The sequence below is a fragment of the Streptococcus sp. HMSC076H09 genome (assembly GCF_001811765.1).
In the GTDB taxonomy this organism is placed as follows: Bacteria; Bacillota; Bacilli; order Lactobacillales; family Streptococcaceae; genus Streptococcus; species Streptococcus agalactiae.
In genome coordinates this window covers 205,690-231,695 of record NZ_KV806604.1, presented here as the reverse complement: position 1 = coordinate 231,695, position 26,006 = coordinate 205,690, and the positions used below count along the sequence as shown (strand labels likewise).

General features: G+C 34.3%; 31 protein-coding genes. 5 read left to right on the top strand and 26 right to left on the bottom strand.

The window, feature by feature from the left end; genetic code table 11:
* Positions 1-118: 118 nt before the first annotated feature.
* A complete protein-coding gene (gene rgg2 / locus HMPREF2818_RS06310; protein ID WP_000410032.1) occupies positions 119-967 on the bottom strand; it encodes a quorum-sensing system transcriptional regulator Rgg2 in 849 nt (282 codons plus the stop codon).
* 87 nt (positions 968-1,054) lie between these two features.
* Between rgg2 and shp2 the strand changes: the two genes are divergently transcribed.
* Genes shp2 through HMPREF2818_RS06300 form a run of 3 tightly spaced genes read left to right on the top strand, consistent with a single transcriptional unit; the run spans position 1,055 to position 2,988 of the window.
* Positions 1,055-1,123, top strand: a complete 69-nt coding sequence (gene shp2 / locus HMPREF2818_RS10155) for a peptide pheromone SHP2 (protein WP_132833258.1) — start codon at positions 1,055-1,057, stop codon at positions 1,121-1,123.
* Positions 1,124-1,183: 60 nt separating this feature from the next.
* Positions 1,184-2,776 carry a transglutaminase domain-containing protein gene (locus HMPREF2818_RS06305; protein WP_000694240.1) on the top strand — a complete coding sequence of 531 codons (1,593 nt, stop codon included), beginning with the start codon at positions 1,184-1,186 and terminating at the stop codon, positions 2,774-2,776.
* A 35-nt stretch (positions 2,777-2,811) separates the two neighbouring features.
* Positions 2,812-2,988 (top strand): hypothetical protein, encoded by a 177-nt coding sequence (locus HMPREF2818_RS06300; protein ID WP_000039430.1) that lies wholly within the window; start codon positions 2,812-2,814, stop codon positions 2,986-2,988.
* A gap of 50 nt (positions 2,989-3,038) precedes the next feature.
* Here the strand turns inward: HMPREF2818_RS06300 and HMPREF2818_RS06295 are convergent, their stop codons facing one another.
* Positions 3,039-3,233, bottom strand: coding sequence for a hypothetical protein (locus HMPREF2818_RS06295; protein WP_001876109.1), 195 nt, complete (start codon positions 3,231-3,233; stop codon positions 3,039-3,041).
* Here HMPREF2818_RS06295 and HMPREF2818_RS06290 point away from each other — a divergent pair.
* The gene (locus HMPREF2818_RS06290; RefSeq protein ID WP_000606014.1) at positions 3,232-3,426 is read left to right on the top strand and encodes a hypothetical protein; all 195 of its coding nucleotides are present in this window, start codon (positions 3,232-3,234) and stop codon (positions 3,424-3,426) included. The two genes, HMPREF2818_RS06295 and HMPREF2818_RS06290, sit on opposite strands and share 2 nt — an antisense overlap.
* 336 nt (positions 3,427-3,762) lie before the next feature.
* On the opposite strand, the gene HMPREF2818_RS09885 is transcribed toward HMPREF2818_RS06290, so the two are convergent.
* The 8 genes from HMPREF2818_RS09885 to HMPREF2818_RS06255 all read right to left on the bottom strand — a co-directional run bounded on the left by HMPREF2818_RS09885 (position 3,763) and on the right by HMPREF2818_RS06255 (position 9,201).
* Positions 3,763-4,008 carry a CPBP family intramembrane glutamic endopeptidase gene (locus HMPREF2818_RS09885; RefSeq protein ID WP_228761751.1) on the bottom strand — a complete coding sequence of 82 codons (246 nt, stop codon included), beginning with the start codon at positions 4,006-4,008 and terminating at the stop codon, positions 3,763-3,765.
* A gap of 27 nt (positions 4,009-4,035) precedes the next feature.
* Entirely contained in the window at positions 4,036-4,287 is a 252-nt protein-coding gene (locus tag HMPREF2818_RS06285; RefSeq protein WP_000973012.1) for a hypothetical protein, read from the bottom strand.
* Positions 4,288-4,746: 459 nt separating this feature from the next.
* Complete coding sequence (locus tag HMPREF2818_RS06280) at positions 4,747-5,148, bottom strand: hypothetical protein (RefSeq protein ID WP_000551533.1); 402 nt, start codon at positions 5,146-5,148, stop codon at positions 4,747-4,749.
* 236 nt (positions 5,149-5,384) lie between these two features.
* Complete coding sequence (era, locus tag HMPREF2818_RS06275) at positions 5,385-6,284, bottom strand: GTPase Era (RefSeq protein WP_000143288.1); 900 nt, start codon at positions 6,282-6,284, stop codon at positions 5,385-5,387.
* A 41-nt stretch (positions 6,285-6,325) separates the two neighbouring features.
* Positions 6,326-6,724 carry a diacylglycerol kinase gene (dagK, locus tag HMPREF2818_RS06270; protein WP_000365222.1) on the bottom strand — a complete coding sequence of 133 codons (399 nt, stop codon included), beginning with the start codon at positions 6,722-6,724 and terminating at the stop codon, positions 6,326-6,328.
* Positions 6,705-7,202, bottom strand: a complete 498-nt coding sequence (gene ybeY / locus HMPREF2818_RS06265; protein ID WP_001867191.1) for an rRNA maturation RNase YbeY — start codon at positions 7,200-7,202, stop codon at positions 6,705-6,707. The genes dagK and ybeY overlap by 20 nt, the downstream gene beginning before the upstream one ends.
* Before the next feature lie 394 nt (positions 7,203-7,596).
* Entirely contained in the window at positions 7,597-8,403 is an 807-nt protein-coding gene (locus HMPREF2818_RS06260) for a class I SAM-dependent methyltransferase (RefSeq protein ID WP_000705140.1), read from the bottom strand.
* A gap of 321 nt (positions 8,404-8,724) precedes the next feature.
* Positions 8,725-9,201, bottom strand: a complete 477-nt coding sequence (locus HMPREF2818_RS06255; RefSeq protein WP_000806807.1) for an NUDIX hydrolase — start codon at positions 9,199-9,201, stop codon at positions 8,725-8,727.
* A gap of 248 nt (positions 9,202-9,449) precedes the next feature.
* Between HMPREF2818_RS06255 and HMPREF2818_RS06250 the strand changes: the two genes are divergently transcribed.
* Complete coding sequence (locus tag HMPREF2818_RS06250) at positions 9,450-10,196, top strand: DUF4037 domain-containing protein (RefSeq protein ID WP_223297802.1); 747 nt, start codon at positions 9,450-9,452, stop codon at positions 10,194-10,196.
* Positions 10,197-10,286: 90 nt separating this feature from the next.
* Here the strand turns inward: HMPREF2818_RS06250 and HMPREF2818_RS06245 are convergent, their stop codons facing one another.
* From HMPREF2818_RS06245 to HMPREF2818_RS06170, 16 genes are all read right to left on the bottom strand, one after another.
* The gene (locus HMPREF2818_RS06245; RefSeq protein WP_001158916.1) at positions 10,287-11,273 is read right to left on the bottom strand and encodes a PhoH family protein; all 987 of its coding nucleotides are present in this window, start codon (positions 11,271-11,273) and stop codon (positions 10,287-10,289) included.
* 123 nt (positions 11,274-11,396) lie between these two features.
* Complete coding sequence (locus tag HMPREF2818_RS06240) at positions 11,397-13,169, bottom strand: oleate hydratase (protein WP_001270883.1); 1,773 nt, start codon at positions 13,167-13,169, stop codon at positions 11,397-11,399.
* A 157-nt stretch (positions 13,170-13,326) separates the two neighbouring features.
* A complete protein-coding gene (locus tag HMPREF2818_RS06235) occupies positions 13,327-13,542 on the bottom strand; it encodes a YozE family protein (protein ID WP_001232073.1) in 216 nt (71 codons plus the stop codon).
* The gene (msrA, locus tag HMPREF2818_RS06230) at positions 13,539-14,048 is read right to left on the bottom strand and encodes a peptide-methionine (S)-S-oxide reductase MsrA (protein ID WP_000438902.1); all 510 of its coding nucleotides are present in this window, start codon (positions 14,046-14,048) and stop codon (positions 13,539-13,541) included. The genes HMPREF2818_RS06235 and msrA overlap by 4 nt, the downstream gene beginning before the upstream one ends.
* 137 nt (positions 14,049-14,185) lie before the next feature.
* Positions 14,186-15,040: an RNA-binding virulence regulatory protein CvfB gene (gene cvfB, locus HMPREF2818_RS06225; RefSeq protein ID WP_001094275.1), complete on the bottom strand. Its 855-nt coding sequence runs from the start codon at positions 15,038-15,040 to the stop codon at positions 14,186-14,188.
* Positions 15,041-15,157: 117 nt separating this feature from the next.
* Positions 15,158-15,715, bottom strand: a complete 558-nt coding sequence (gene frr / locus HMPREF2818_RS06220) for a ribosome recycling factor (RefSeq protein ID WP_000159519.1) — start codon at positions 15,713-15,715, stop codon at positions 15,158-15,160.
* A 15-nt stretch (positions 15,716-15,730) separates the two neighbouring features.
* On the bottom strand, positions 15,731-16,459 hold the full coding sequence (gene pyrH / locus HMPREF2818_RS06215; RefSeq protein WP_000433491.1) for a UMP kinase: 729 nt from the start codon (positions 16,457-16,459) through the stop codon (positions 15,731-15,733).
* 120 nt (positions 16,460-16,579) lie between these two features.
* Positions 16,580-17,260, bottom strand: coding sequence for an ABC transporter ATP-binding protein (locus HMPREF2818_RS06210; protein WP_000959463.1), 681 nt, complete (start codon positions 17,258-17,260; stop codon positions 16,580-16,582).
* On the bottom strand, positions 17,247-18,035 hold the full coding sequence (locus tag HMPREF2818_RS06205; RefSeq protein WP_000436152.1) for an ATP-binding cassette domain-containing protein: 789 nt from the start codon (positions 18,033-18,035) through the stop codon (positions 17,247-17,249). Before HMPREF2818_RS06205 ends, HMPREF2818_RS06210 begins: the two co-directional genes overlap by 14 nt.
* On the bottom strand, positions 18,023-18,829 hold the full coding sequence (locus HMPREF2818_RS06200; protein WP_000044258.1) for an ABC transporter permease: 807 nt from the start codon (positions 18,827-18,829) through the stop codon (positions 18,023-18,025). Before HMPREF2818_RS06200 ends, HMPREF2818_RS06205 begins: the two co-directional genes overlap by 13 nt.
* Complete coding sequence (locus HMPREF2818_RS06195; RefSeq protein WP_000281516.1) at positions 18,829-19,773, bottom strand: ABC transporter permease; 945 nt, start codon at positions 19,771-19,773, stop codon at positions 18,829-18,831. The genes HMPREF2818_RS06200 and HMPREF2818_RS06195 overlap by 1 nt, the downstream gene beginning before the upstream one ends.
* Positions 19,760-21,376 carry a nickel ABC transporter substrate-binding protein gene (gene nikA / locus HMPREF2818_RS06190; RefSeq protein ID WP_001253839.1) on the bottom strand — a complete coding sequence of 539 codons (1,617 nt, stop codon included), beginning with the start codon at positions 21,374-21,376 and terminating at the stop codon, positions 19,760-19,762. The genes HMPREF2818_RS06195 and nikA overlap by 14 nt, the downstream gene beginning before the upstream one ends.
* 389 nt (positions 21,377-21,765) lie before the next feature.
* Positions 21,766-22,455: a 50S ribosomal protein L1 gene (gene rplA, locus HMPREF2818_RS06185; RefSeq protein ID WP_001085664.1), complete on the bottom strand. Its 690-nt coding sequence runs from the start codon at positions 22,453-22,455 to the stop codon at positions 21,766-21,768.
* Between the two features lie 103 nt (positions 22,456-22,558).
* On the bottom strand, positions 22,559-22,984 hold the full coding sequence (rplK, locus tag HMPREF2818_RS06180; protein WP_001085803.1) for a 50S ribosomal protein L11: 426 nt from the start codon (positions 22,982-22,984) through the stop codon (positions 22,559-22,561).
* A 210-nt stretch (positions 22,985-23,194) separates the two neighbouring features.
* Positions 23,195-24,577, bottom strand: coding sequence for an MFS transporter (locus HMPREF2818_RS06175; RefSeq protein WP_000958259.1), 1,383 nt, complete (start codon positions 24,575-24,577; stop codon positions 23,195-23,197).
* 7 nt (positions 24,578-24,584) lie between these two features.
* Complete coding sequence (locus HMPREF2818_RS06170; RefSeq protein ID WP_001262300.1) at positions 24,585-25,799, bottom strand: M20 family metallopeptidase; 1,215 nt, start codon at positions 25,797-25,799, stop codon at positions 24,585-24,587.
* Positions 25,800-26,006: the final 207 nt, after the last annotated feature.

Below are 26,006 nucleotides of genomic sequence, written 5' to 3'. Positions count from 1 at the left end.
GCTTAGAGCAATAATTTCCAAACGTTCTTGATGTCACCTGACCATTCGATTTCTATTTTCCTTTCTTATTATCATTTTGAGACAAAAGCTTTAAAAATTACTCATAAACTTGCACTCATTAGCATTCTTTATTATTGCCAAGTACTTTTTGACAATAATGTTCATTATAAGTATTGTAAAATGAATCTTCACCTAAATATTTAAAAATCTGTAAAGCTTTCCTCATATCTTCTTTTCCTGAAGAAGTATCACCAAGTTTTAAATGATAGTATCCAGTTACATATAAGAAAACAGTTTTTTCATAGAAATTAACTTCATCCTGTAACAATGATCTAACCTTATCAATTAAGTAGTGGCTATGCTCAAAGTAAGAGTGATCAATGCTGATGATTAGACAATTAATTGCTAATTGTGTAACTAGGATTTTATTGGTTTTATTTTGTTCTGAATAAGCAAACGAATTAACCATTTCTTTGGTCAATAAAAATAAAGTATTGTAATTAATGAGACGTGAGCAATTTCCTAAGAGAATAATTTCATAATATCCCCACTGCTCCACCGTAAAAAGATAGTCTGTTAAGCGTGCTAATTCTTCTTGATTAGGCTCTATTGATTGATCAATTGAAAAAATAAGAGCCTTAATCATAATCTTTTCATAGTCTTTATGGTTATGATCCTCTAAGAGAGCCACTAATTTAGTTACATTTTTTTCAGCACAATATTTTCTTACTCGATTTAAAAGGATAAAAAAATGAGTGTGCGCCTTAGAATGAATCGACACAAATTCATCAATAGTGATGTTGAGTTTGTCTAAAATATTAAGCAAACGACTACAAGTAATTTCTGACTCTCCTCTCTCAAACCTTGAGATTTGTGACTTGGATAGGTGCTCATCTGCTAAAGAAGAAATACTAACTTTTTTTCCTTTACGTAATCTTCTTAGTGTTTTTCCTAATTCTTTTTCCATTTTTCCCACTTTCACAACAATTTAAAAGACCCTTTAAATCCATTATATAATACAAGTACAAAATAGAAAATCAGAAAGGAGATAGTCATGAAAAAAATTAACAAAGCTTTGTTGTTCACATTAATCATGGATATCCTAATTATCGTTGGTGGATAAAACTCCCCACAAATGGTTGTTATGGAATCCCATTTTATTTAGTTTATAACAGGAGAACTAATGAAGATTAAAAAAATTATTAGTGGCCTTGCCGCAGCTTTAATTATCAGTTCACTATCAACTATTAACTATGAGGTTAAAGCTGATGACACCACCAGTGAGTATCACTATATCAGTAAGCAAAATAATGAAGAGCAGCTTATTAGTTACATCAAGGAACAACATCGTTTGCTCAATCAATTTGTTGTTGATAATGTCAACTCATTCACTCAACTAAATGCTAATCCAACTATTGAACAGTTAAATAGAGCTATAACATTATTTAAACAAAAAGATGAGCAATTATTTAACCAGGTGAAAGCTGGTCATCTCTCTCCCAGTAACTATAATGCTATCGTTAATCAACGTAATGTCATTAACCAAACTGTTCAAAATCTGATTGACCAAAATCATAATAAGCTTCAGACAAGTCAAAATAAAGCAGCTCAGCTCGTGGGGCAACGTAATCAGGTTGTTAACAAAATTCAAGCTATTTTAGCAACTGTAAACTACAACTCTGTGAATTCTATACAAGAAGCTGAAAATTTATTTCATTCACTCAGAAATCAAATTGAACCTCTTGTAGCTGAAGTTAATAATTACAAAGCTGCTATGGCAATCCTTCAACAAGAAGTAGATGCCCTATCAACAGCGGCTATTGAAACTGAGACTTCTAAACTTGCTACTCTCAAAGTTAGCGAAAATACTTCTGTTCCTGCAAACAAAGTAGAAGAAAAAACTACTCAATCAGAAGCGTCAGGCAATAAACAAGAAGTAACTAAGAGTGAGGAAAAACAGGCTACCTCTGATGCAAAGGCATCACAGCCTGAGTCAGCTAATATTGCCGATTACGATAGTTTAAAAGAAGTTTTACGAAATAATATTAGCAACCAAGTACCACACATCAGTGTTCAAATGGAGTTTAAAACTCAAGAACAAGTTGACGAATACCAAAAAAATCTCGGAAGCATCATCCGGGAAATTGGAGATACACTTGGAACAGCAACTGAATTCAATGCCAAAAGTAACATTAGCACTTATACTCTTGGTGGACAAATCCAACGCATTATTGTAAAAAGCGACATCACAATCACCTATACTCTTAAAGGTGACATGGTAGGATTACATAAAGAATATAAACAGTTTGTAGATTCTTTTGTCAAAGAAAATATTACTAACAAAAATATCACAAGTGATTATGAAAAAGCTAAAGTAATTCATGACCACTTGGTTAATAATTACACTTACGCGACTGAAGAACTGGCAACCACTCGTGAAACTGCTAGTGGTATCAGTATCCATGCTCCTGAAGCACTCTACAAAGATAAACGTGGTGTTTGTCAAGCCTTTGCAGTAATGTTTAAAGATATGGCTGCTACTGCTGGCTTATCAGTATGGTATGTAACTGGTCAAGCTGGAGGTGGAAATCACGCTTGGAACATTGTTACTATTAATGGCGTTAAATATTATGTTGATACAACATGGGATAATAATATAAAAAGCAATAAATATTTCCTTGTTGGTAAAACAATAATGGATGCTGATCATCTTTTGGATAGTCAATACAATGCATTAGCTAAAGATATTCCAGCTGATCGCCATCAAGGTGCATAACTCAAAAATTGTATTGAGCCTGGAAAGGATATGAAATGTCTAAAAAGACTGATTCAAATTATCTACATTCCAATTGTTCTGACAAGAAAATTTGGAGCGATGAGGCGCCTCTGCAACAGGAGACTATCCCTAAAGACAGAGATTGTGTTATCAAACCTGTCATTACTATGACAGTTGAACATGTGGAAATCCCATTAGATGACCAATCTTAGCTCTCTCCTAAAATAAAAAGGAACACTGCCATTTTTGACAGTGTTCCTTTTTATTTAACCAAAGTGGTTTTCTCATTACTGATATGATTCAAATCATCTACAACTAATTGATCAATCGATTTCATGGTGTATTTCCAAGCTTGCAGTTGAACATGAAAAACAGTCTGTTGGTACATGGTATCATGCATATCGTCAATGACTTTGAAATACCTTATATAATCTGGTTTAATCATTAGGAACAGCATGATCATGAGTGGTCAAAGAGCTACCAGCACCATCCAGAGCGATATAAATATCTTTCATCATATAGAAGCTATTTGTATAAGTAAATCTAACAGTATTGGGCTCCCCGCAATACAAAATCACTTGGGACAGCTGATCCAAAGAGAACGTCTGGGTCTTTTCTTCTCGATAACCTATTCCAAAGCTCCCACTTGAAGTACTTACTGAATCTGTTGCAACAGAAAAACAATCCCTACTACTAGAATAATAGCACCTCTAACTAATAAATGACTCATTCCAACATTAACATCTTTTAACATCATGTTCCTTTCATTATTTTTTATTTAGGAATTCATCATACTATATTTTCTCATATTTATCTAACAAAAAACTCGTAATTCTATATAAATCATATAAAGTTACGAACTTTATTTAGTTAACAATAAAATAATAACATTTTATTCATTAAAAAAACGAATAACAAAAGAGCCAAAAAGCTCTTTTAAACTGACAAAAATGTCTTAGTAATGATTAGTCTCTCAATCTTATTACTTAGAGTAAATCAAGCAAAAATGCTAGAAAATAAAAAATATATGACAAACTATTCCAAACAATATGCTCGCCAATCGAATAATGAATGGATTTTGTATAGTGGTGCAAACTAGCGAAAATCAAACCCATACCAAAATAGACAACAAAGTCGACGACAGATAGACCATGTAAGTGAGACCAGCTAAATAGTATAGAAGATAAGATCACAACCAAGGGACCACTCAGGGAGTTCCCAAATGTTCTCATGACAAACAACCTGAACGTTATCTCTTCTTAAATTGGGGCAATAAGACAGATAGTCAATAATAAGACAACTCGAAAGTAGTGATTGACCTGATTCATATCAGCTATTAATCCCTCCTGGTTTTGCCTTATTGGGAAAAATGTTTTTACTAGTAGTGCCCAGCAAAATAAAACGCTAAAAGCACCTATTGCAAATAGCCATTTTTTGAGGTTAGATGATGACTCTTGGTAGTTACTGATTGGCTCAGTTTTTGTTAGCACATAACTCAACAGAATCATCATTATAAGATTAATGCCAATCCATATACTCCAACTCCACTCTAACCCTATTGATAGTAAACTAATCACCCAATGCCCAAGCAATTGTTATTATTGTGTTGTTGCAACTTTGGCAAAGATGAATATAGCAGGATGGAAAACAGATTTTTTCTGAAACTTCAAAGGTATCTTCTTATCACAAGCTATTATTTGGTTATCTCCATAATTAATCTAAATGGAGCAATATATCGTTTTTCTACTAACTGTTGACAAATAAAAAACTCCCCTTTAAAGTCTGGTAACTTTTCGATTTTTACCAAAAACTTAAGGAGAGTGAGGCAAGAACTAATAGAATCTTATTTAAAGTTTTATGATTGGGAGAACAGAACAACTATCATAATTACTGAAAAATTATGAAAGGCATGGCAAACAACAGATGGTCAAATCCGCTCTGTTGAAAACAAATTTTAAATATAATTCATTTCACTTTCTAAGTTTATTAAACATAGAGTGTTCAGGAGAAATGATACGACCTAATGATAAAATCATTCCTATCGTATAATAAACAACGACAAGGTGTAAATAAAAGTAAATTAATATATCTGATATACTTGTCAAACATCCTTTCATTATAATAAAAGCAACTAAGATAGGAATAAGAATAGTACACTTAATAAATAACCAAAATTGCTTAACAACTTGATACCATGTGAGTACTTCTGTCGTTTGTCTTTGTTTGAAGACAAAAACCAATAGATCAAAGAGAAAACTCCAACAGATAAGTAGTATATTTTTCATTAATGATAAATCGTAGAAACTACCTATACTAAATAGAATCACTGCAGAAATAATAACAATGCCTAAAAATCTTAATATATTATGCATATCCTCACCTCCTCTACTTTATAGGTAGCAAATATAATCTTGAGTCATGTGCTCTCCTTTATTTAAGAAGGGGCCAACAAGCATGTTTGGCTCCCTTTAATTAATTTGTGAATATAATCTCAAAATTATGACTAGTTGGTTTTATCCTCGTGAATTGCTTTTTCTGTGCGAATCAAGTCTCACGGTGAACTTATCTAACTCTTCCCCACTAACTTGCGGATCTCAAAATAAACTCATTAATACTCTTTTTCATTATAGCCAAAATCAGCTAAATCAAGCTTTTTATCACGCCAGTTTTTCTTGACTTTTACCCAAGTCTCTAGGTAAACTTTATCACCTAACATAAGTTCAATATCACGGCGCGCCATTTTTCCTATTTTCTTGAGCATAGCACCTTGTTTTCCAATGATAATGCCTTTTTGACTATCACGTTCAACCATGATAGTTGCACGAATATGCACTTTATCAGTTTCTTCATCACGTTTCATGGATTCGACAACAACAGCTACTGAGTGAGGAACCTCTTGTTGCGTTAAATGAAGTACCTTCTCACGAACCATTTCTGATACTAAAAATCGTTCCGGATGATCAGTAATCTGATCTTCTGGGAAATATTGGAAACCTTCTTCAAGATTATCAGTCAATAACTTGATTAGGGTTGGCACATTATTTCCTTGAAGGGCAGAAATTGGCACTACTTCTTTAAAATCCATTTGACTACGGAAGTCATCAATCTGTTCCAAAAGTTGGTCTGGATGAACCTTATCAATTTTGTTGATTACTAAAATAACAGGAATCTTGGCAGCCTTAAGACGTTCAATAATCATATCATCGCCTTTGCCTCGCTTTTCATCGGCAGGAACCATGAAAAGAACTGTTTCAACTTCACGTAAAGTACTATAAGCAGATTCAACCATAAAATCACCAAGGGCGGTCTTTGGTTTATGAATTCCTGGGGTATCAATGAAAACAATTTGCTCAGTTTCTGTTGTATAAATCCCCATAATTTTATTACGTGTTGTTTGAGCTTTATCACTCATGATAGCAATTTTTTGTCCCATAACATGGTTTAGGAAGGTTGATTTTCCAACATTTGGACGACCTAAAATTGCTACAAATCCTGACTTAAATGTCATTTCTTTTCTTTCTCCATTCAATTTATTCGTAATACTTCTCATCATAAAAGTAAAGCAAGTATCTTGGGTATAAAAATAATCAATCCCACCAATACGGCAAATAAGGAAACAACTAAAACCGCTCCTGCTGCCATATCTTTAGCATTTTTAGCCAGCATCGAGAAATGGTAATTACTTGCCAAATCAACTACATTTTCAATAGCTGAATTGATAATTTCAAAAGTAATTACCAAAAAAATACTCAATAAAAGAAATAACCACTCCACCATAGATACTTGAAAAGTAAGACCAGCAAGTATTACTAAAATGGCAGAAACCAAATGCTTACGCATATTTCTTTCTTCTTTAAAAGCTGTAAAAATCCCTGTAACAGCAAATTCCATGCTTGATGTTAAGGTGCGATTTTTCCATTTTTTTTGATTATTGTCGTTTAAGTCCATAAGCAGTTAAAATTTCTTCCTGTAAGCTGAACATCTCTTTTTCTTCTTCGGGTGTATAATGATCATAACCGTTAATATGCAAAAAACCATGTACAGCTAAAAAGCCCATTTCACGTTCATAAGAGTGACCGTACTCTTCTGCTTGTTCTTTAGCTTTATCAATAGAAATAAAAAGTTCACCAATATAAGAATCAAAATCTTCTAGCATCTCAGCAAGTTCAGGATTTTCAGCCAGATCTTCTTCATCAAAAGAAATATCAACCTCAGGTTTATATTCTAAACTGATAACATCAGTCGGACGATCGGTATCTCGATACTCTAAATTCAATTCATGGCTACGTTCATTAGTGACAAACGTTACAGCCATTTCTTTATTCTCTTTACCTGTTTTTTGTGCTGCAAACTCTAACAAATCAAGAGTTTGCTTTTTGATATCTTCTGAAACTTGTCCAGTTTCATCAATCATTTCAACGTACATCTTATATAGTAAGAACGACCCAAAACGTTTAGAAAAGATAAAGTGTAATGCATAATTCTAAATAATCGACACATCTACTTTCCTAAGTTTTTCACTTTTATCTAAAACTAGTTCTCAAAATAAAAGTGCGTTCTCTTCCTTCCTTCAAGCTATTCTTTCACATCATTATACCATAAGAGTATTAAAAAAGGGAGAGAAAGCTAATAATCACTATTACACACTTATAATCCATTTCAATAAAATTCTGACTTATGAATTAGTATTTACTTCAAAATACAAACTTTAGAGCGCCTAACTTACGTAAAACTAATTCCTAAATAAACAAAGCTACAAATGCTATAACGATTATGACAAATTTACATTTAGAATGTCTCTTTATATAAATAGATTTTTGTTACTTTTTCTCAGATGCTTTATATTCGTACACACCTAAACAATTATTAAATTTACGAATTGTTGGAAGTAAAGAGCGAAGTGTGCCTAACTCAAATTTGCTCATCTCATCTGTAAAGTTAATCAGATTTATTTGCTTTAATTTAGGGTCTAAATCCACAATCTCATGACCATCTGTGATACCAAACTGAAATTCTGTATCCATATACTTTACTGTATCATGTTGCTTTCCTTTATTAATCATTTCCTTATGACACAAATCAAATTGTGCCATAAATTGGCTAAATGAATTTGTCAGGATATGAAGAAAAGTCTCTACGTCATCTTCTTTTAGAAACATTAAAACACCTTCTGACACGATTAGAAAAGGGGCATTTTGGGGATTTACCTCCCGTGTCCAAGTTTCATCTAGGGCTGATTTTGCTATATTAGTAACTCTTTCATGCTCTTCAAAAAATAATTTTCTTATCTCCATAACCTCTGGCAAATCAAGGTTATACCACCTAATTTGTCCATTATCGACTCTTTCAAACCTTGTATCAAGTCCACAACCAATTGAAAGGATTTGACTATTTGGATTTTCTCTAATAAATTTTTTGATTTCTCTATCCATAACGCGAATTCTAGCTAATGTTGCATAAAAAGAAGCTTCTGAATTATCGAATTTATCAAAATCATATTCTATCTGTTCAACAATTGCTAAGGATTTTTGATCATTAAGTATCGGATGTTTAGCCATCGCATCTTTAGCCCTAATATATAAGGTGATTAATAACGTTTCAGCAACGCCGTGTAATGTTATCTTCATTCATCTACTCTCCTTTATGCTATTTTACTTAGAAATTTAGATTTCTAAAACTGGATTTCTTTAAGTATATCATTCCAATACCGTAAGTAAAGCATATCCCCACCATCCAATATTCCATAATTTTCTTTTTCTGTACTTCTTATGCTTTCTAAAAAAACAGTCACTAAATTATTGCAAGCTACTGTTTTTCTTTTTAATAATTATAAAATATACAAATGAGAACTCCTTATTTTCTTAACATTTGTTTCTACAAGAATGCCTAACAACATATCAATAAAAGTTAGAAGTTCTTTAAAGTCACACCTAGTATTTCCCATCCTTTTAACGCCCCATTTGGAATGTTTGTGAAAAATATTCATCTAAAATTAATTGGTGTTGTTCATTTACGATCGTAATATTTTTGACGTCTTCTTTAGAAAAATAGTCCAATTGCAATGTTTCCTCATTATGAAAACCTTCTATATTAACTGGTTTTGGACAGCTTACTTCATAAATAAAACCGACGGTTTGTGCTTTATCGCCATTGGGATAAGAGTCTTGAAAGTTAGTATAAACATTTAACAGTCTGATTGGTTCCACTCTCAATCCAGTTTCTTCGAAAAATTCTCTTTTCAATGTATCTACTGATGACTCACCTAACTCCATACATCCACCAATAATTCCCCAAGAATTCTTATCAGCTCTTAATTGGAGTAAGACACGTCCCTTACCATCTGTCAAAATACCACCAGAATATGTTAAAAAGATAGTCTCATGTCCAACTTTTGACCTAATGTAGGAAATATAATCTTGTTTCATTCTATCACCTTGTTTAAACTAATATGTACGTATTGTAGCATAAAATATCTCCTTTTCAAATCACTCATATACACTTCTTGAATATTAGAACCGTTACCTCTTTTATTAACTTACTATTAATTATTGACTAAAAAGAGATAGCCCTGTAGAATGGAGACACATCAATATTTTACATTTTTAGGAGAGCATTTATGGACCATTTCACAAAACTCTGACAAGATTTCTCTAAACTTCCAAATGTTGTTGCTATAGCACTCGGAGGCTCACGCTCTGGTGACAGTTTTGACCAATCTTCCGATTATGATTTGTATGTTTATTGTGCAGCAACTCCTGATATCACTAGTCGTAAACGTATCCTTAACAAGCACTGTCATTACATTGAACTTAACAATCATTACTGGGAGCTTGAAGATAATGGTACTTTAAACGACGGAACTGATATTGATATTCTCTATCGTAACATAGATAACTTTTTATCAGACTTAGAAGATGTCGTTGAACACCACAATTCTCGAATTGGATACACTACTTGTTTTTGGCATAACCTCATCAATTGCCAAATACTCTATGATCCTGAAAATCAATTACAATCACTCAAAGAGAGATTCGAAGTTTCTTATCCCAGTCAGTTACAAAAACAAATTATCATTCAAAATCGTAACTTATTAACTGGCAAGCTTCCCTCTTACGATAAACAAATTATAAAAGCCCTTAAACGCCAAGACTTTGTTAGTACTCACCATAGAACTACTGCTTTCTTAGATTCCTACTTTGATATTATTTTTGCACTTAATAAGTTGACACATCCTGGCGAAAAAAGAATGATTTCCTATGCTAAGAAGAATGCTACATTGCTTCCTAAACATTTCGAAGAAAATATCATTAAACTATGTCATCACAACTCCAACGAACACACTGTTAAAGAAACATTAAACGATATAATAATGCATCTCGACGTCATGCTTAAAGAAAATTTTCAACACTTGATAGGTTAAGTTGAAGTACACCATCATAAAAACGCCTAAAGCATTAGGCGTTTTTTACATATTGACACACTCTCTAACAACGTCTCCTAGTGGCAAACATCAGTCCTTATCAGATTGTAGCTTGTGACTACTTTCTGAATCTGAATAAGCATTTATTATTTCAGCAACGACAGGGTGTCTTACAACATCCTTTGCTGATAAATGAATAAAGTCAATCTTTTTGATATTTCGTAATTTCTCAACAGCATCAATCAAACCAGATTTAACATTCTTTGGTAAGTCAATTTGGCTAACATCGCCATTTACAATCATTTTAGAATTGAAGCCAAGACGTGTTAGGAACATTTTCATTTGCATTATAGTGGTGTTTTGCGCTTCATCTAATATGACAAATGCATCATCTAAAGTACGACCACGCATGTAAGCCAATGGAGCAATTTCGATGATTTCACGCTCCATTAAGCGACTTGTTTGCTCTTTACCTAAAATTTGATATAGGGCATCATAAACTGGTCTCAAATAAGGATCAACTTTCTCTTTGAGATCTCCAGGCAAGAAACCAAGGCTTTCACCAGCTTCAACCGCTGGTCTCGTTAAGATTATTCGTTTAACTTGACCACGCTTTAGTGCCGTTACTGCTAGAGTGACTGCTAAAAAAGTTTTTCCCGTTCCAGCAGGCCCAATACCAAAAACAACATCATGATTTTTAACGCTATCAACGTATATTTTTTGCCCTAAAGTCTTAACACGGATAGGCTTACCATAGCTATCCTTAATAATTTCTTCCTCATAAAGGGCAACGAATTTATCAATTGAACCATTTTGTGCCATGGATAAGGCTGTTACAACATCTGAAGTATTCACAGTCATCCCGCGGTTAACAAGCACTAATAATGCTTCAATGGTTAACCGAGCGGTTTCTACTGCTTCTTCAGAGTCACCTAATACCTGAACACGTTCAGTTCTAGCATGAATGATAACATCTAAATTTTCTTCAATTAATTTTAAATGGCGCTCATTGCTGCCAAAGAGTGACATCATATCATCTGGATGTTGTAAAGTAATTTCGATAGAGTATTCTTGCAAATTATTCTTCCTTTTCGTACAGTAAGTGACTACATTATAACAAAATTTCATTTTCTTTGGTGATTTTAGTCGTTGTAAAACTAAAAAATCGAGAAAAACAAGTTTTCTCGATTTTATTTTACATTATAAAAGATGAGCTTCTCGAAGTAATTCTTCTAAATAAGTTCCTCTAATTTTTTTCATGCCTACTTTACGCATTAAGGCAGGTATTGGTAAATCCATATCTTCAACAGATTTCTTATCATTGAGATAGTATAAAGATTGCAACAAGACACGAATATCAAATGCTGAATTAAAGACTTCTGGAACACCACGTTCAATATTTAAGAAAGTATAAACAGCTTCCATAGCAGTTCTAATAGAATATTCCGTTGTAAATACTGTATCTCTGGATGGAGATTCTGCAAAATTACCAATGAAGGCTAGGTTAACAGAACCTTGCGGGATAACATCTGGTCGGTCACCTTTAACTCGAGGCATGAAATAACTAGTAATGTAAGGCATATAAACAGGAACTGTACTTACATATTGTTTATCAGATAAATCATGAATCTTCATTTCAGGAACACCTAAGTGATACAACCACTCTTCTGTGATTTCTCGACCAGTACATTCTTCAATTGGTTTTTTAATATAATTACCTTCCACATTTGAATAGAGTCCATAAATCCAAACAATTGTTTCATTTTCCTTTTGCTCTTTGAAATGCGGTTGGCGATGGATAGCAAAGCTCATCATCCAATTAGAATCTGTAACTGTAACAATGCCTCCTGTATTTACTTTACCATCATGGAGGTCACGATGTGTTAAACGCTCTATATAAGGTTCGATAGCTGGATCTTTTATTGTTGCAGTAGCAGAAACAAACCATGACTCTTTTGGAATATCTTTGTAGAAGACTTTAGGATGTCCAAATTCATCAGATTGAGCAGCTAAGTTTTCCCAAAGATTCCAAGAACCTCCCAAATCGGTATTAGGTTTAGCTACAGTATCATGACTACCATAGTTCGTACTTTCAGTGATAGATCCATTCGTTACAAAAACAAAATCATCTGGAGTAAGATCAATTGTTTTTGCTTCACCGCCAACTGTGAGATGAATAGCTTTTGCAAGCTTCTGACCGTTCTTAAAGTCTACGGAGATATTAGTTACCTTGCTATCAAATTGAACATCTACATTATGAGACTCCAAATAACTAATGATTGGTTTCACCATAGAATCATATTGATTATATTTATTAAATTTTAATGAAGTGAAATCAGGCAGACCACCAATATGATGGATAAAGCGCATAGCATATCGACGCATTTCAATCGCTGAATGCCATTTCTCAAAGGCAAACATAGTAGCCCAATAAGTCCAAAAATTACTTTCAAAAAATTCTTTTGAAAAGACTTCTTCAATCGTTTTAGCACCTAAAGACTCTTCAGTCTCCATGACTAGCTTAACTAACTCTTTGGAATGTGTTCCGAGTGTAAAATCCCCATCAGATTCTAAGCGATTTCCCTGTTTATGAATGAGGCGACAGTTAGATGAATTGGGATCATCCTTGTCAAGCCAATAAAATTCATCTAGATAAGAAGCATCTGGAACTTCGAGAGAGGGGATGGAACGGTACATATCCCACATACATTCGAAGTGATTTTCCATTTCACGACCACCACGCGTTACAAAACCGATATCAGGTCGTTTGACACCGTCAAGTGATCCTCCAGAAAGAGGTAGTTCTTCAAAAATATGAATACGTTGACCATCCATTTGACCATCACGTATTAAAAAGACAGCGGCAGCTAATCCTGCTAAACCAGAACCAACAATATAAGCGGATTTTTTATCCACACCTTCAGGTTTTCGAGGTCTTGCAAAGGCTTCAAAATTTCCATTTGTATATCTCATAAACAACCTCCCTAGGGCTATATTTTAGATGACTATATTCTACTCCTTTGTGAAAACGATTGCCATTAAAAAACCTGCTTTTCAGACAGTCTTAGACAATGTGTCCAATTTCTATAACCTAAAAAAAGAGATTGAAAATACAATCTCTATATTATTGTTAATGATTGAGATAATCTTCCCAAATATCATCAAAATCTGTTAAATTAAAGGAAAAACTGGCCTCATCTTCTAAATAACGACTAACTGTTTCAAAATCCGAACTATGTTTTGGAAAAGTGGTTTCATCAAAAGCGTAATCTGCTAGGATTGCTACTGGTTCATTTGATTTTGGATTTCTTTGTGTCATCAACCAACTGTAAAATGATTTTCTCAATGCCAGTTCTCCTCTAGAAATGCATGTCTTCTGGCACTACTCAAGGCGTAACGAGCAGGGTTAGTCCGATAGAATGCTTGATGATAGTCTTCTGCTGGGTAAAAAGTATCAGCAGGCTCAATGCTGGTTACAATTGGTCTATCAAATCTACCCGAAGCTTGTAGCTTATCTTTTGATTTTTGAGCAATCTGACGTTGCTCTTCATTCTCATAAAAGATGACAGGACGATAATTATCCCCACGATCTTCAAACTGACCAAAAGCGTCTGTTGGATCTGTTTGTGCCCAATATAACTCAACTAAATTTGCATAAGAGATTTTTTCAGGATTAAAAATAATTTCAACAGCTTCTGTATGTCCAGTAGTTTTACTACAAACTTCTTTATAAGTTGGATTCTCAACATGTCCTCCAGTGTATCCAGATAAAACAGATTCAATACCATCTAATTCTTCAAATGGTTGTACCATACACCAAAAACAACCTCCAGCAAAAATCGCACGTTCCATATCGTTCTCCATTCTTTTTAATAGATACATTATAACAAAAAAAGCCAAAATTTCCTCTCAGCTTTTTTCTATAATTAGCCATTAATTCTAGCTATAACTAAAACGACCTCGTGAGAAAACTTTAAAAGTTCAAAAGTTTATAATAATTCTGTACCTAGCTGATCTTGTTTGATCTTTTTAGCTTTCATGAGTCCTCCAAGTGCTTTTTTAAACTGACCTTTGGAAATTCCAAAAGTAGCTTTAATTTCCTCTGGAGAAGATTTATCATTTAAAGTCATGAATCCTCCGTTACTTTCTAAATACGTTAAAATCATTTGTGCGTCATTTTCTAACATTTCAAAAGAACGAGGCTTTAATGATAAATTTAAGGTTCTATCAACTTCTCTGAAGCCAATAACTCGTGCATCCAGCACTTGCCCTAAACGAGGTTCACTGTAACGTTCACTAGGGTGAATAAAGCCGAGCATATTATTTTCTGGTAGATAAACAAAAGTTCCTGACAATTTTAAGCGATAAACGATTGCTGGCCAATTTTGATTTTGCATATTGTTATATGCAGGGGTTGCCATTCGTTGAAACACTTCAGGATCTGCAGGGAGAGCCCAGAGACGATCTTTTTTATCAACATCTAAGCAAACGTAGAGGCGATCACCTTTTTTAGGCCAAAGTTCTTTCAATTCAGGAAGAACATCCAAAGAAACAACCACTTGCTTATCTGGAAGACCAGTATCAAGAAATACTCCCAAGTCTTTACGTACCTCAGTAACTGTCCCCCAACCATAATGATCTCGAGTCGCAAATGTTTCTTTAGTTGTAAGACGTGCTTTTTGTTGCATATCTGTATAGGCGAATCCTTTAACCATTTCACCAATGTGATGCTCTCCTTCTGACTTTGATAATGCAAAGGTAAAGCCATCTTTTTGGATAAAATAAAAATCTTTGTTTTCATCAGTTACTAAGCCTGTTATGACTGTCGCTAATAATGTATTCATTTTTCTCCTTTTAAAAAGGTAACCGACAAACCAAATCCATCTGGTTTTGATTCTATCAGTTACCTCCATAATCATTTTATTACTTGCCAATCATAATAAAGATAGCAAACGTTACTATTAAACTTCCAACAATTCTTTTTCTTTATTAGCAGTCATCTCATCAATATGTTTTACAGCATCATCAGTAGCCTTTTGAATATCTTTTTCAAGAGATTTCAAGTCATCTTCTGTAATTTCTTTATTCTTTTCTTGCTTCTTAGCTTCATCCATAGCATCACGGCGAATATTACGGATAGCAATCTTAGCATTTTCTCCGACTTTTTTCACTTCTTTAGCTAAATCACGACGTGTTTCTTCTGTCAAAGCTGGAATAACAAGACGAATAACTGAACCATCATTTGCAGGATTAATACCTAAATCTGATTCGTTAATAGCACGCTCAATATCTTTGATTGATGATTTATCAAATGGTGAAATTAAAAGGACACGAGCTTCTGGTACAGTAATAGAGGCTAATTGGTTAAGTGGGGTTGGCGCTCCATAATACTCAACTTGAATACGATCAAGCAAGCTAGCATTAGCACGTCCTGCACGAATCCCTGCAAATTCTCTTGATAAACTTTGGTGTGATTGCTCAAAACGCTCTTGAGCTTTTGTAACGATTTCCTTAGTCATATTTTTTATACACTCCTATTCAGATGCTTTGTTTGAAACAGTTGTTCCGATTTGTTCTCCAAGAACAACACGCTTAATATTACCAGTCTCATTCATATTGAAAACAACAAGGTCAATATCATTATCCATTGAAATAGTTGATGCGGTTGCATCCATGATTTTTAACCCTCGTTTTATTACTTCAACGTGAGTTAATTCATCAAATTTGACAGCATTGGCATCTTTCTTTGGATCAGCATTATAAACACCATCTACTCCATTTTTAGCCATTAAAATTGCTTCTGCCTCAATCTCAGCAGCACGAAGCGCTGCTGTTGTATCAGTTGAGAAATAAGGCGAACCAATACCCGCTCCAAAGACAACAATACGATTCTTCTCTAGATGACGTAAAGCACGACCACGTACGTAAGGCTCAGCAACAGTTTGCATTGGAATAGCTGTTTGAACTCTAGTATCTACCCCATATTGTTGAAGGCTATCAGCCATTACAAGAGCATTCATTACTGTCCCTAACATCCCTGTATAATCAGCTTGAACACGATCCATCCCTGCTTCTGCTGCAGGTTCTCCACGCCAAAGGTTACCTCCACCAATGACAAGTGCTATTTGAACACCTGAATTGTGTACTTCGGCAATTTCTTTTGCAATAGATTGAACGGTAGGAATGTCAATACCGACACCCTTATCTCCCGCCAATGCTTCACCAGATAACTTAATTAATATACGTTGATATTTAGGTTCCACTACTATGTTCTCCTTATTTTGTCTTTATTATTTTACCATAAAAGGCAAAATTTTAATAGAGCAATGACACTAGTAAGTTGATTTCTTTATCAACTCCTAAAATAAGAAAAACATAATAATTCAGAGATTGGTCAAACAGTTAGTAGAACACGCTCTCTTCAAGAATTCATTATCTTCTACTAAATAACCATTTTTTATCAGAAAGACCCGGTTACAGATAGCTTGACAAATTTTAGGGTCATGAGAAATCATTATAAAACTTAATTCATAACGGCGTTTTATTTTTTGTAATAAATGTAGCATTTTAATTTGAGTTACTGGGTCTAATCCACTTAAGGATTCATCAAAAATAATAATTTTAGGCTTTAAGAGTAAAGCTCTAGCGATACAAACTCTCTGTAGCTGACCACCACTAAGTTGTCTAGCTTTATATTTTAGATAAGTTCCATCTAAACCCACCGCTTCTAATATTTGGCATAATTCAAAAGTTATTTTTTTTCCATAAAAAGCTTCATTCAAAATTTCCTCAATACTAAAATATGGATTGACCGAACTAAGCGCATCTTGAAAAACAAGGATAATCTGCGCCCTACCATCTTTAGGTGTGTAATTTTTTCCTTGAAAATGTATCGAACCACAAGTAGGACTATCTAGTCCTATAATGAGTCGGGCAAGGCTACTTTTACCACTGCCACTTTTACCCATTATACCAATTATTTCTCCTCTCTTAAGATGAAAATGACAGTCCTTTAAAACCTCTTGTCGTCCAAAGGTTTTTCCGACATGATTACAAACCAACATTAAGAATATCTCCTTCATACTCCATTTGCACTGTCAGTGCTTTCGTATAGTTATGTTGAGGATTGCTTAAAATAGTTTGGGTTTGTCCCTGTTCAACAACTTCTCCCTCACTTATAACTAGTAATTGCCCCCCCAGGTCTCTAGCTAACTGATAATCATGCGTTACAGTAATCAAGGTTTTTCCATTATTTTGCAATTCCTGCAAAATAGCTGATATAGTAGAGCAATTATGACAATCAACCGCTGAGGTCGGCTCATCTAATATGATTACCTGAGGATCAAGAGATAATATAGTGGCTAACATAATTCTTTGTAGCATTCCTCCACTAAGCTCAAAGGGGTATTTTTTTAACAGGGATATCGCATCATCTAAATTTAAACGTTTCATCCATTCTAACGCTTTAGATAAGGCTACTCTCTTTGAACATTTCTCATGACTAAGGATTGTTTCCAAAATATGCGCTTCAATTTTTTGAAAAGGATTAAACATAGACATGGGATTTTGTACTAAATAGGCAATATCTCGTCCCCTTAATTTCTGCCACTGCTTTACAGTTAGTTTACCTAAATCAACTCCCTTAAAAAATATGTTTCCTCTAACTGTCATACCTTGTGGAATATGACCAACCAATAATTTTGCCAAGAGGGTTTTCCCTGAACCACTCTCACCAATAATAGTTAACGATTCTCCCATACCTATTTTACAACTAAAATCTCTTAGTACAGGGACCTCTCCTATCTGTAATGACAATTTCCTTATTTCTAACTGTTCCATTGTCGTTTCCAATCTTTTTTATCTATGGCATCGCCTAAAGTATTAAAGGAAAATACTGTTAAAAAAATCGCAATTCCAGGAGATAACATCATCCAAGTAGCTGTCCTAAAATATCCTCTAGCATCGTGCAACATCATTCCCCATTCTGTGATATTAGGTTGCACACCAATCCCTAAGAAAGAAAAGCCAGAAATCATTAAAATAATATTTCCTATATTCATAAGGACCATAACGAGGATTGGCTGATATACAAAAGGAAAAATATGTTTTCTTAAAATATGCCAGACCGAAAGTCCCATAATTTGCGCATTTATCACATAAGGCTCTTTTTTTGCACTCTTAACTAAATTGGTCATTAATTTAGCATAGTAAACCCATTCCACAAAGACAATTGCAAAAATTAAATTCCCTAGACCATGACCTAAGATCCCCACGGTTGCAAGAGAGAGCAAAAAGCTCGGAAAAGCTAAAATAATATTAGCTATCCATAAAAAGAGGTTTTCTAACTTTCCTTGATACCAACCAACAATAAGACCCACAAACATACCAATCGTTAATTCCAATAAGCTAATAATAATAGCTAAAAACAGTGAATATCTAGCACCATAAAGCAAGCGAGATAACACATCTCTACCCAATTGGTCAGTTCCTAACAAATGAACATTATTGGGAGCCAATAATTTTTGTGATAAATCTACGTATTGTGGATCAAAGCTAGATAGAATAGGGGCAAAAATGGCACTAATCACTAACAATACCAGTAAGCTACTCGAAAAATAAATTCTTTTTGACATTATTTCTCCCTTGACTTTCGTAACCGAGGATCAACCCAATTCATAAGACACTGTGTCATAAAATTATTAGCTAAAAATAAGGTTCCAAAAATTAGCATACAAGCTTGTATTACTGGAAGATCTGAAGTCCTTAGACTGGTCACAAATAAACGTCCTATTCCATTCCATGAAAAAATTTCTTCAACAATAATTGATCCTGTTAATAAGTAAACCCAAGTCAAGCTAAGTGCCGTCATTATCGCAGGTAAGGCATTTCTAAGGAGGTGATGTGTGACAATATAACGTTCTTTTACTCCTCTTAATCGAGCATTTTCCACATTTAAACTTCTATTTTCTTGACTAATAGCTTTTCGAATAAGGGCTATATATTGACCTACGGTAGAAAAACTTAAGGTAATACTTGGCAAAATTAAACTTTGTAAATCGTTACCTCCTGAAACAGGCAGAAGATTTAATTTTGCCGAAAATAGCAGCATCAACAAGTAAGCAACCCAAAAACTTGGCATAGACACACTAGAAAAACTCAAAAATCGAATCAAGTAATCACTCCGAGAAGATTCATGTAAGCCAGCCCACACACCTAACGGGGTAGAAATGGTAACAATTAGCAAGAAGGCACTCGTGCCTAGAAATAAAGTAGCCAAAAACCGTTGTAAAACCAAATCTAATACCGGCAACCTGAGCACATAAGAATATCCAAAATCTCCTGTTAATGCTTTTTGGAACCACAGCCAGTACTGCTTCCATAATGGCTTATCTAAACCTAGATAGTGCTCTGCTTCTTTTAGTGCTTCTGGACTAACACTTATTTTTGATAAACGAAGGTAATTTTCTGCTGGATTAACTGTTGATAGTTTGATAAGAATAAATGTTAGAAGTGATATGAAAAACAATGCCAAAAAAGCTGACAATATTTTTTTGATGATCGAACTACTTAGATACATTGTTTTTTTCTATATAGCGTAATGGGAATGAATTTTCTTCTGGCGCAAAACGCATGGTTTTAAAATCACCCTTCCTATAAACAGAAATCACCGATTGATAAGTTAATGGGATATATACAGCCTCATCATGCAATAATTCAAGAACCTTCTTATAGTCTCTATCGACATTTTCTTCCTTAGGATCTACTAGAGCTGACTTAATAAGTCTATCCATTTCAGTTTTAGTTGCTAGATTTTCTAAAGCTATATTTTCTGGATGTCCATGATCTGCCTTGGCAGTTAATGCCGACATCCAAGCATGAGGGTCCCATGGTGCTCCCCAAGAATAGGTTAACATCATATCAAAATTACCCTTTTTAGCATTAGCCCAATAATCATCTTCTTCCATAGCAATAAGAGAAACATTAATACCGATTTTACGCCATTCTCCTTGGAAATAAGTTACCAGGTCTTTATCAGTTGCCTTAGTGGCGATATAAGGAAGACGTAAGGTTAGAGCTTTACCATCTTTTTCACGAACCTTATTTTTTCCCATCTTCCAACCAGCTTGATCCAATAGCTGATTTGCTTTATCAACATTATAGCTATAAGGATTTAACTTAGCATCTGAGTGAGGTGTTGATTTTGAAAAAATAGTGTCTGCTGGCTTTTCTGTTCCTCTAAAAGTGTTCTTAGCAATAGAAACCTTGTCAATAGCATGATTCATTGCCTGACGAACTTTTTTATCTTGGAAAATAGTTTCCTTAGCATTTAGCAACAAAAGTCTTGTTGACATAGGTTGAGAAATAGCTGTGACATATTTCTTGTCCTTCGTATATTGGGCAAAAGTGTCTAAACCAATAATGCCATTCCCATAGATCAAATCAACGTCACCTGATTCAAATGCTAAAGCACGCGTCTGAGCATCGGGTATAACTTTTACGGTTACTTCTTTTAATTTTGGTTTCTTTCCCCAGTAATTCTCATTACGTTTGAAGGTAATATATTCATTTTGCTTTTTACTTTTCACAACCCATTGACCCGTTCCAATTGGTTTTTTTACATTCTTCTTAGTTGTATCATCACCTTTAGGGAAAGCGCTATCAGATAAAAAGCGAATTGGTCGAATCATAGAGAGATCATATAAAGTAGCACTATAAGCTTGTTTCAGTTTAATTTCAAAAGTACTTTGATTCAAGGCACGATAATTTTCCAATTGATTCGTTAAATTAAACCAATTATGATTACCTCTATTAGACTTCGAAAAAATACTATCAAAATTACGTTTGACATTCGCAGCATTAAAGTTACTGCCATCAGAATATTTAGCATTTCTCAATTTAAAAGTGTAGGTTTTTCCATCTTGACTAATGCTCCAGCTTTCCGCTAAAGCTGGTTCAATTTTCCCATTGTCACCATATCGTACCAACCCCTCATAAACCATATCCTGGATAACAAACTGATCAGGGTTATAGCGATGCGGATTAACATCACCAAAGTCTTCTCCCCAAGCAAGCGTAAGTTTATCACTGTTTAGTTTATGACTTTTGCTATCCTGTGAATGGCATGCAGTCAGAGTCACCATCAATAAACAAGTAATGCTCAATAATATGTTACGTCTCATTTTCACCAACTTTCTTTTAAGTTTAATTAATTATTTTTTTAAGCAAACTTAATTAAATCATTTTAGTAATGTCTTGTCAAGAATCTTAAAATAAAAAATCTACAACGATACAAAATTTACTTATTCCCTGCGAACTCATTTTAATAGATTATTGCTAAAGAATAATCATAATAGTCACATACCATATCGCCAATTTCATTTTTCCTTTTTCTCATCTATTACTTAAAACACATCACACATTCATTAGTCTTTAAGAAGGTTAATACATATAAAAAGCTATTTTTCAAAAGAAACACATATAATATCCTTTGATTATTAAAATATATACTTAACCAGTTAAGTATATAGAATAAATAAAACTAGGAAGGAATTCCTAGTTTTTTTATTGATTAAAGTGAGTTAGGATCAACTTTGATACCAACACCTTGTGTTGTTGTAATTGAAAGGTTTGTGATGTAAGTTCCTTTTGCAGTAGCTGGTTTAGCTTTAACAATAACATCATTAAATGCTTTGAAGTTATCAACTAATTTAGCATCATCAAATGAAACTTTACCAATAAGGGCTTGGACGTTACCTGCTTTATCAGCACGGTAAGTAATTTTACCACCTTTAGACTCTTCAACTGCTTTAGCAACGTCCATAGTTACTGTACCAGTTTTAGGATTTGGCATCAAGTTACGAGGTCCAAGGACACGTCCAAGACGTCCAACAAGTGCCATCATATCTGGTGTTGCGATAACAACATCAAAGTCAAGCCATCCACCTTGGATTTTAGCAACTAAGTCATCTTCACCGACAAAGTCTGCACCTGCTGCTTTAGCTTCTTCAGCTTTAGCACCACGAGCAAAAACAAGAACACGTGAAGTTTTACCAGTACCTGCTGGTAAAACCATAGCACCACGGATTTGTTGGTCAGCTTTTTTAACGTCAATGTTAAGGTTATAAGAAACTTCAACAGTTGCATCAAATTTAGCAAAGTTAGTTTCTTTTGCAAGAGCTACAGCTTCTTCTACGCTGTATGCTTTAGTGCTGTCAATTTTCTCAAGAGCAGCACGTAAGTTTTTACTTTTTTTAGCCATTTTAAAATTCTCCTTGTAATGTGGTCAATCGATTTGATTTAAAATCTCCCACGTCACTCATCAAACTACGATGAAGTCTTGCGGGTTATGTGGGTGTTTCTGATTAGTCAGTAACAGTGAATCCCATAGAACGAGCAGTACCTTCGATCATACGCATTGCAGACTCAAGGTTTGCAGCGTTTAAATCTGGCATTTTAGTTTCAGCAATTTCTTGTACTTGCGCACGAGTAACTGTTGCAACTTTAGTTTTGTTAGGTTCACCTGATCCTTTTTCAACACCTGCAGCTTTTTTCAAAAGAACAGCAGCTGGTGGTGTTTTAGTGATGAAATCAAATGATTTGTCTTCATATACTGAGATAACAACTGGAATAATCATACCAGCTTGATCAGCTGTACGAGCGTTAAACTCTTTAGTGAATCCCATGATGTTGATTCCTGCTTGACCAAGTGCTGGTCCAACTGGTGGAGCTGGAGTTGCTTTACCAGCAGGAATTTGAAGTTTTACAAGTTTTTCAACTTTTTTAGCCATTTTTAAAAATCCTCCTGTTGTGGTTTTGGCGGTAATTAGAAATTTTTACCTCCCACAGGTATGTTTATAACATACCTTACCATTATACTATAATCATAAATAAAAGCAATAGTTTGAAGCCATTAATTTCATTATATTTTAAATTTCTTTCCCAATTCCTTTTACATTATTACAACAATACTTGAGATTTTGAATCTCAAGTATTGTTATTTATTTATCCTCAATTTTCTTAGGGATAACAAAAAGAATTGATAAGATCGATAGACTACAAAAAACTAGGTTTAAAATTAATCCACACAAAGCTGCTTTGTGAAAATCTGCATTCCCAGAAAAAGCATGATAAATCGCAATTGAAGTTGCTACACCAATTGCACCACCTAGTGAACTTGCCATTTTGTAAATTCCAGATGCAGAACCTACTTTTTCATTAGGAATACTAGAAATAGCTGTATCCGTTGATGGTGTCGCATAGATCCCCAAGCCTGTCCCAAATAAAGCATAACCAACAAAGACTAACACAAGATACAAAGGGCCTTGAATATTGACCAAAGTCATTAAAAATATCCCAACAAATGTACTCATAGCTCCCAAAAGCATTGGCTTACGGGCACCAAAGCGTTGTAAAATTTTCTCACCAACTCGAATAGCAATTAGTACACAAACCAAATAGCCTAAAGACATTTCACCTGCAACCTTTGGTGTTAGCTGGCGACCTTGTTGCATGTAAGTATTAATAACAATCAGAGTTCCTGCAACTGCATTCAGTAAGAAATTTGATATTGTCGCACCTAAGTAAAATCGATTTTCAAACAGATGAAAGTCAATAAAACTATTAGATTTACGTGTTTCAACATAATAAAACAGAACAAATCCAATAAGCATCACTGTAAAAAGACTCAATGGAATAACGTTCATCAATCCATGTTCTTGAGCCATAGATATCCCAATATTTAACGATAACATTGAAATAATAAAAATAATTAAACCAAGGTAATCAAAGTGAGTTTTTTGTCCAACATTTTTACTTTCTGGGGTTCCTAAAATTAATAGAAAACTAACTACTGATGCGATGATTGAAAAGATAAAGACATAACGCCAACCTAGAGTACTTGCCACCGCTCCACCAAAATAAGAACATAGACCTGAGCCACCCCATGATCCGATTGACCAGAAACTAACTGCACGTTGTCTATCTTTACCATCATAGTACGTTTTAACCAAGGCCATTGTTGATGGCATAATAAAAGCTGCTGCCAATCCTTGAAAAATACGTCCCATAATAAATAGCACTGCTCCATTAGCTAAAACAATTAGTAGAGAACCAATAATATTTAAGCAAAGACCAATAAAAGTAAATTTAACTCGACCAAGTTTATCTGCTAAACCACCAGTTACAACAATAAATAAACCTGAAAACAATGCCGTACTTGAGACACCAATATCCATTGCACCAGATGAAATACCTAATGATGACTGAACATCTGGTCCCATGTTTAAAATAGACTGTGCAAATAACCAAAATGATAGTACAGCGAGTACAATTCCCACCAATAATTTGTTATTTCCTTTGAAATTTTCCTTTGTCGTTAACATATGTTATCTATTCTCCTTCTTCAAGCATAGCAAGCGCTGCAGTTGCCATTGATTTAGCAGATACCATCAATGATGATTCTGCAATTTGGAATTTTGGATGATGATGTGGGTAATATGGTTGCCCCTCTTCGTGTGCTCCAACATAGAAGAAGCAAGCTGGGATTGTTTGAGCATAATAGGCAAAATCTTCAGACGGCGTTTGAGGATCGCAATCAATGACGTCTAAAATTTCCTTTATAGCAACAGATTTTAAACTATTTGCAACTTTCTGTGTCACTTCACTGTTATTAACTAAAACAGGATAATCATTCTGATAGTCTAACTGATAACTAACACCATAAGTTTGTGCTATTCCATCTAGAATACGCTTAAATTCCTCCTCAACAACACCTCGTGTCTCTTCAGACATCACGCGCACATCACCTTCTAAGGTTACACTATCTTTGATCACATTAGCAGAACCTTTACCATCAAAAGATCCGATAGTAACTACTGCTGTGTCAAATGGATTAACTCGACGACTGACAATCGTTTGCGCTGCTATAACAAAACTAGAAGCTGCAACAATTGTATCATTTGCACGATGTGGCATGGAACCATGTCCACCCTTACCTTGCAAAATAACTTTAAAAGTGGCACGCCCTGTTTGAATGGGACCTGCGTGATATTGTACCGTCCCCTCTTCCATCGTTGACATAACATGGATACCAAGAACAGCATCAATGCCATCTAAACATCCTGCTTCAATCATTGCTTTTGCTCCGCCCGGTGGCACCTCTTCAGTCGGTTGATGTAAGATACGGATATGACCTGAAAATTCTGATTTTAATTCAATCAAGCTCTCAGCCAAAATCAATAAATAAGCTGTATGGGCATCATGTCCACAAGCATGCATGACGCCCGCTGTTTTTGAAGCAAAAGAAAGCCCTGTCTCTTCCTGAATTGGAAGAGCATCAAAGTCGGCTCTCAAAGCAATGTGTTTGATGGGCTTATCTGTCGCTTTATCACCATAGATATCAACTACGACGCCATTCATACCACCAAATTGTGTCTGAACATGACAGTCCTTACCTTTATAAAAATCTGAAATATAAGCTGCTGTTTTTGTCTCTTTAAATGATAATTCGGGATTTTCATGTAAATAGCGACGAATAGCAACCATTTGATCACATTTTTGGTCAAGTTTTTCAAATAATTGATGTCGCAAAGATGCATTGGCCATTTGCTTTCCTCCTTAAAATATGAACAGTTAAAATAAGGCTATTATTCTAACAATCTGCTCTTATATAGTCTACTTTTGAAAATAATTTTTTACAAATAAATTTTTTTAGATATTTCTATAACTAAATAGTTATGAATATATCATGTTATACTACTAAATTAAAATAGATTGATTTTAGCTCAAAATGATAGTAAACTTATAGCCATA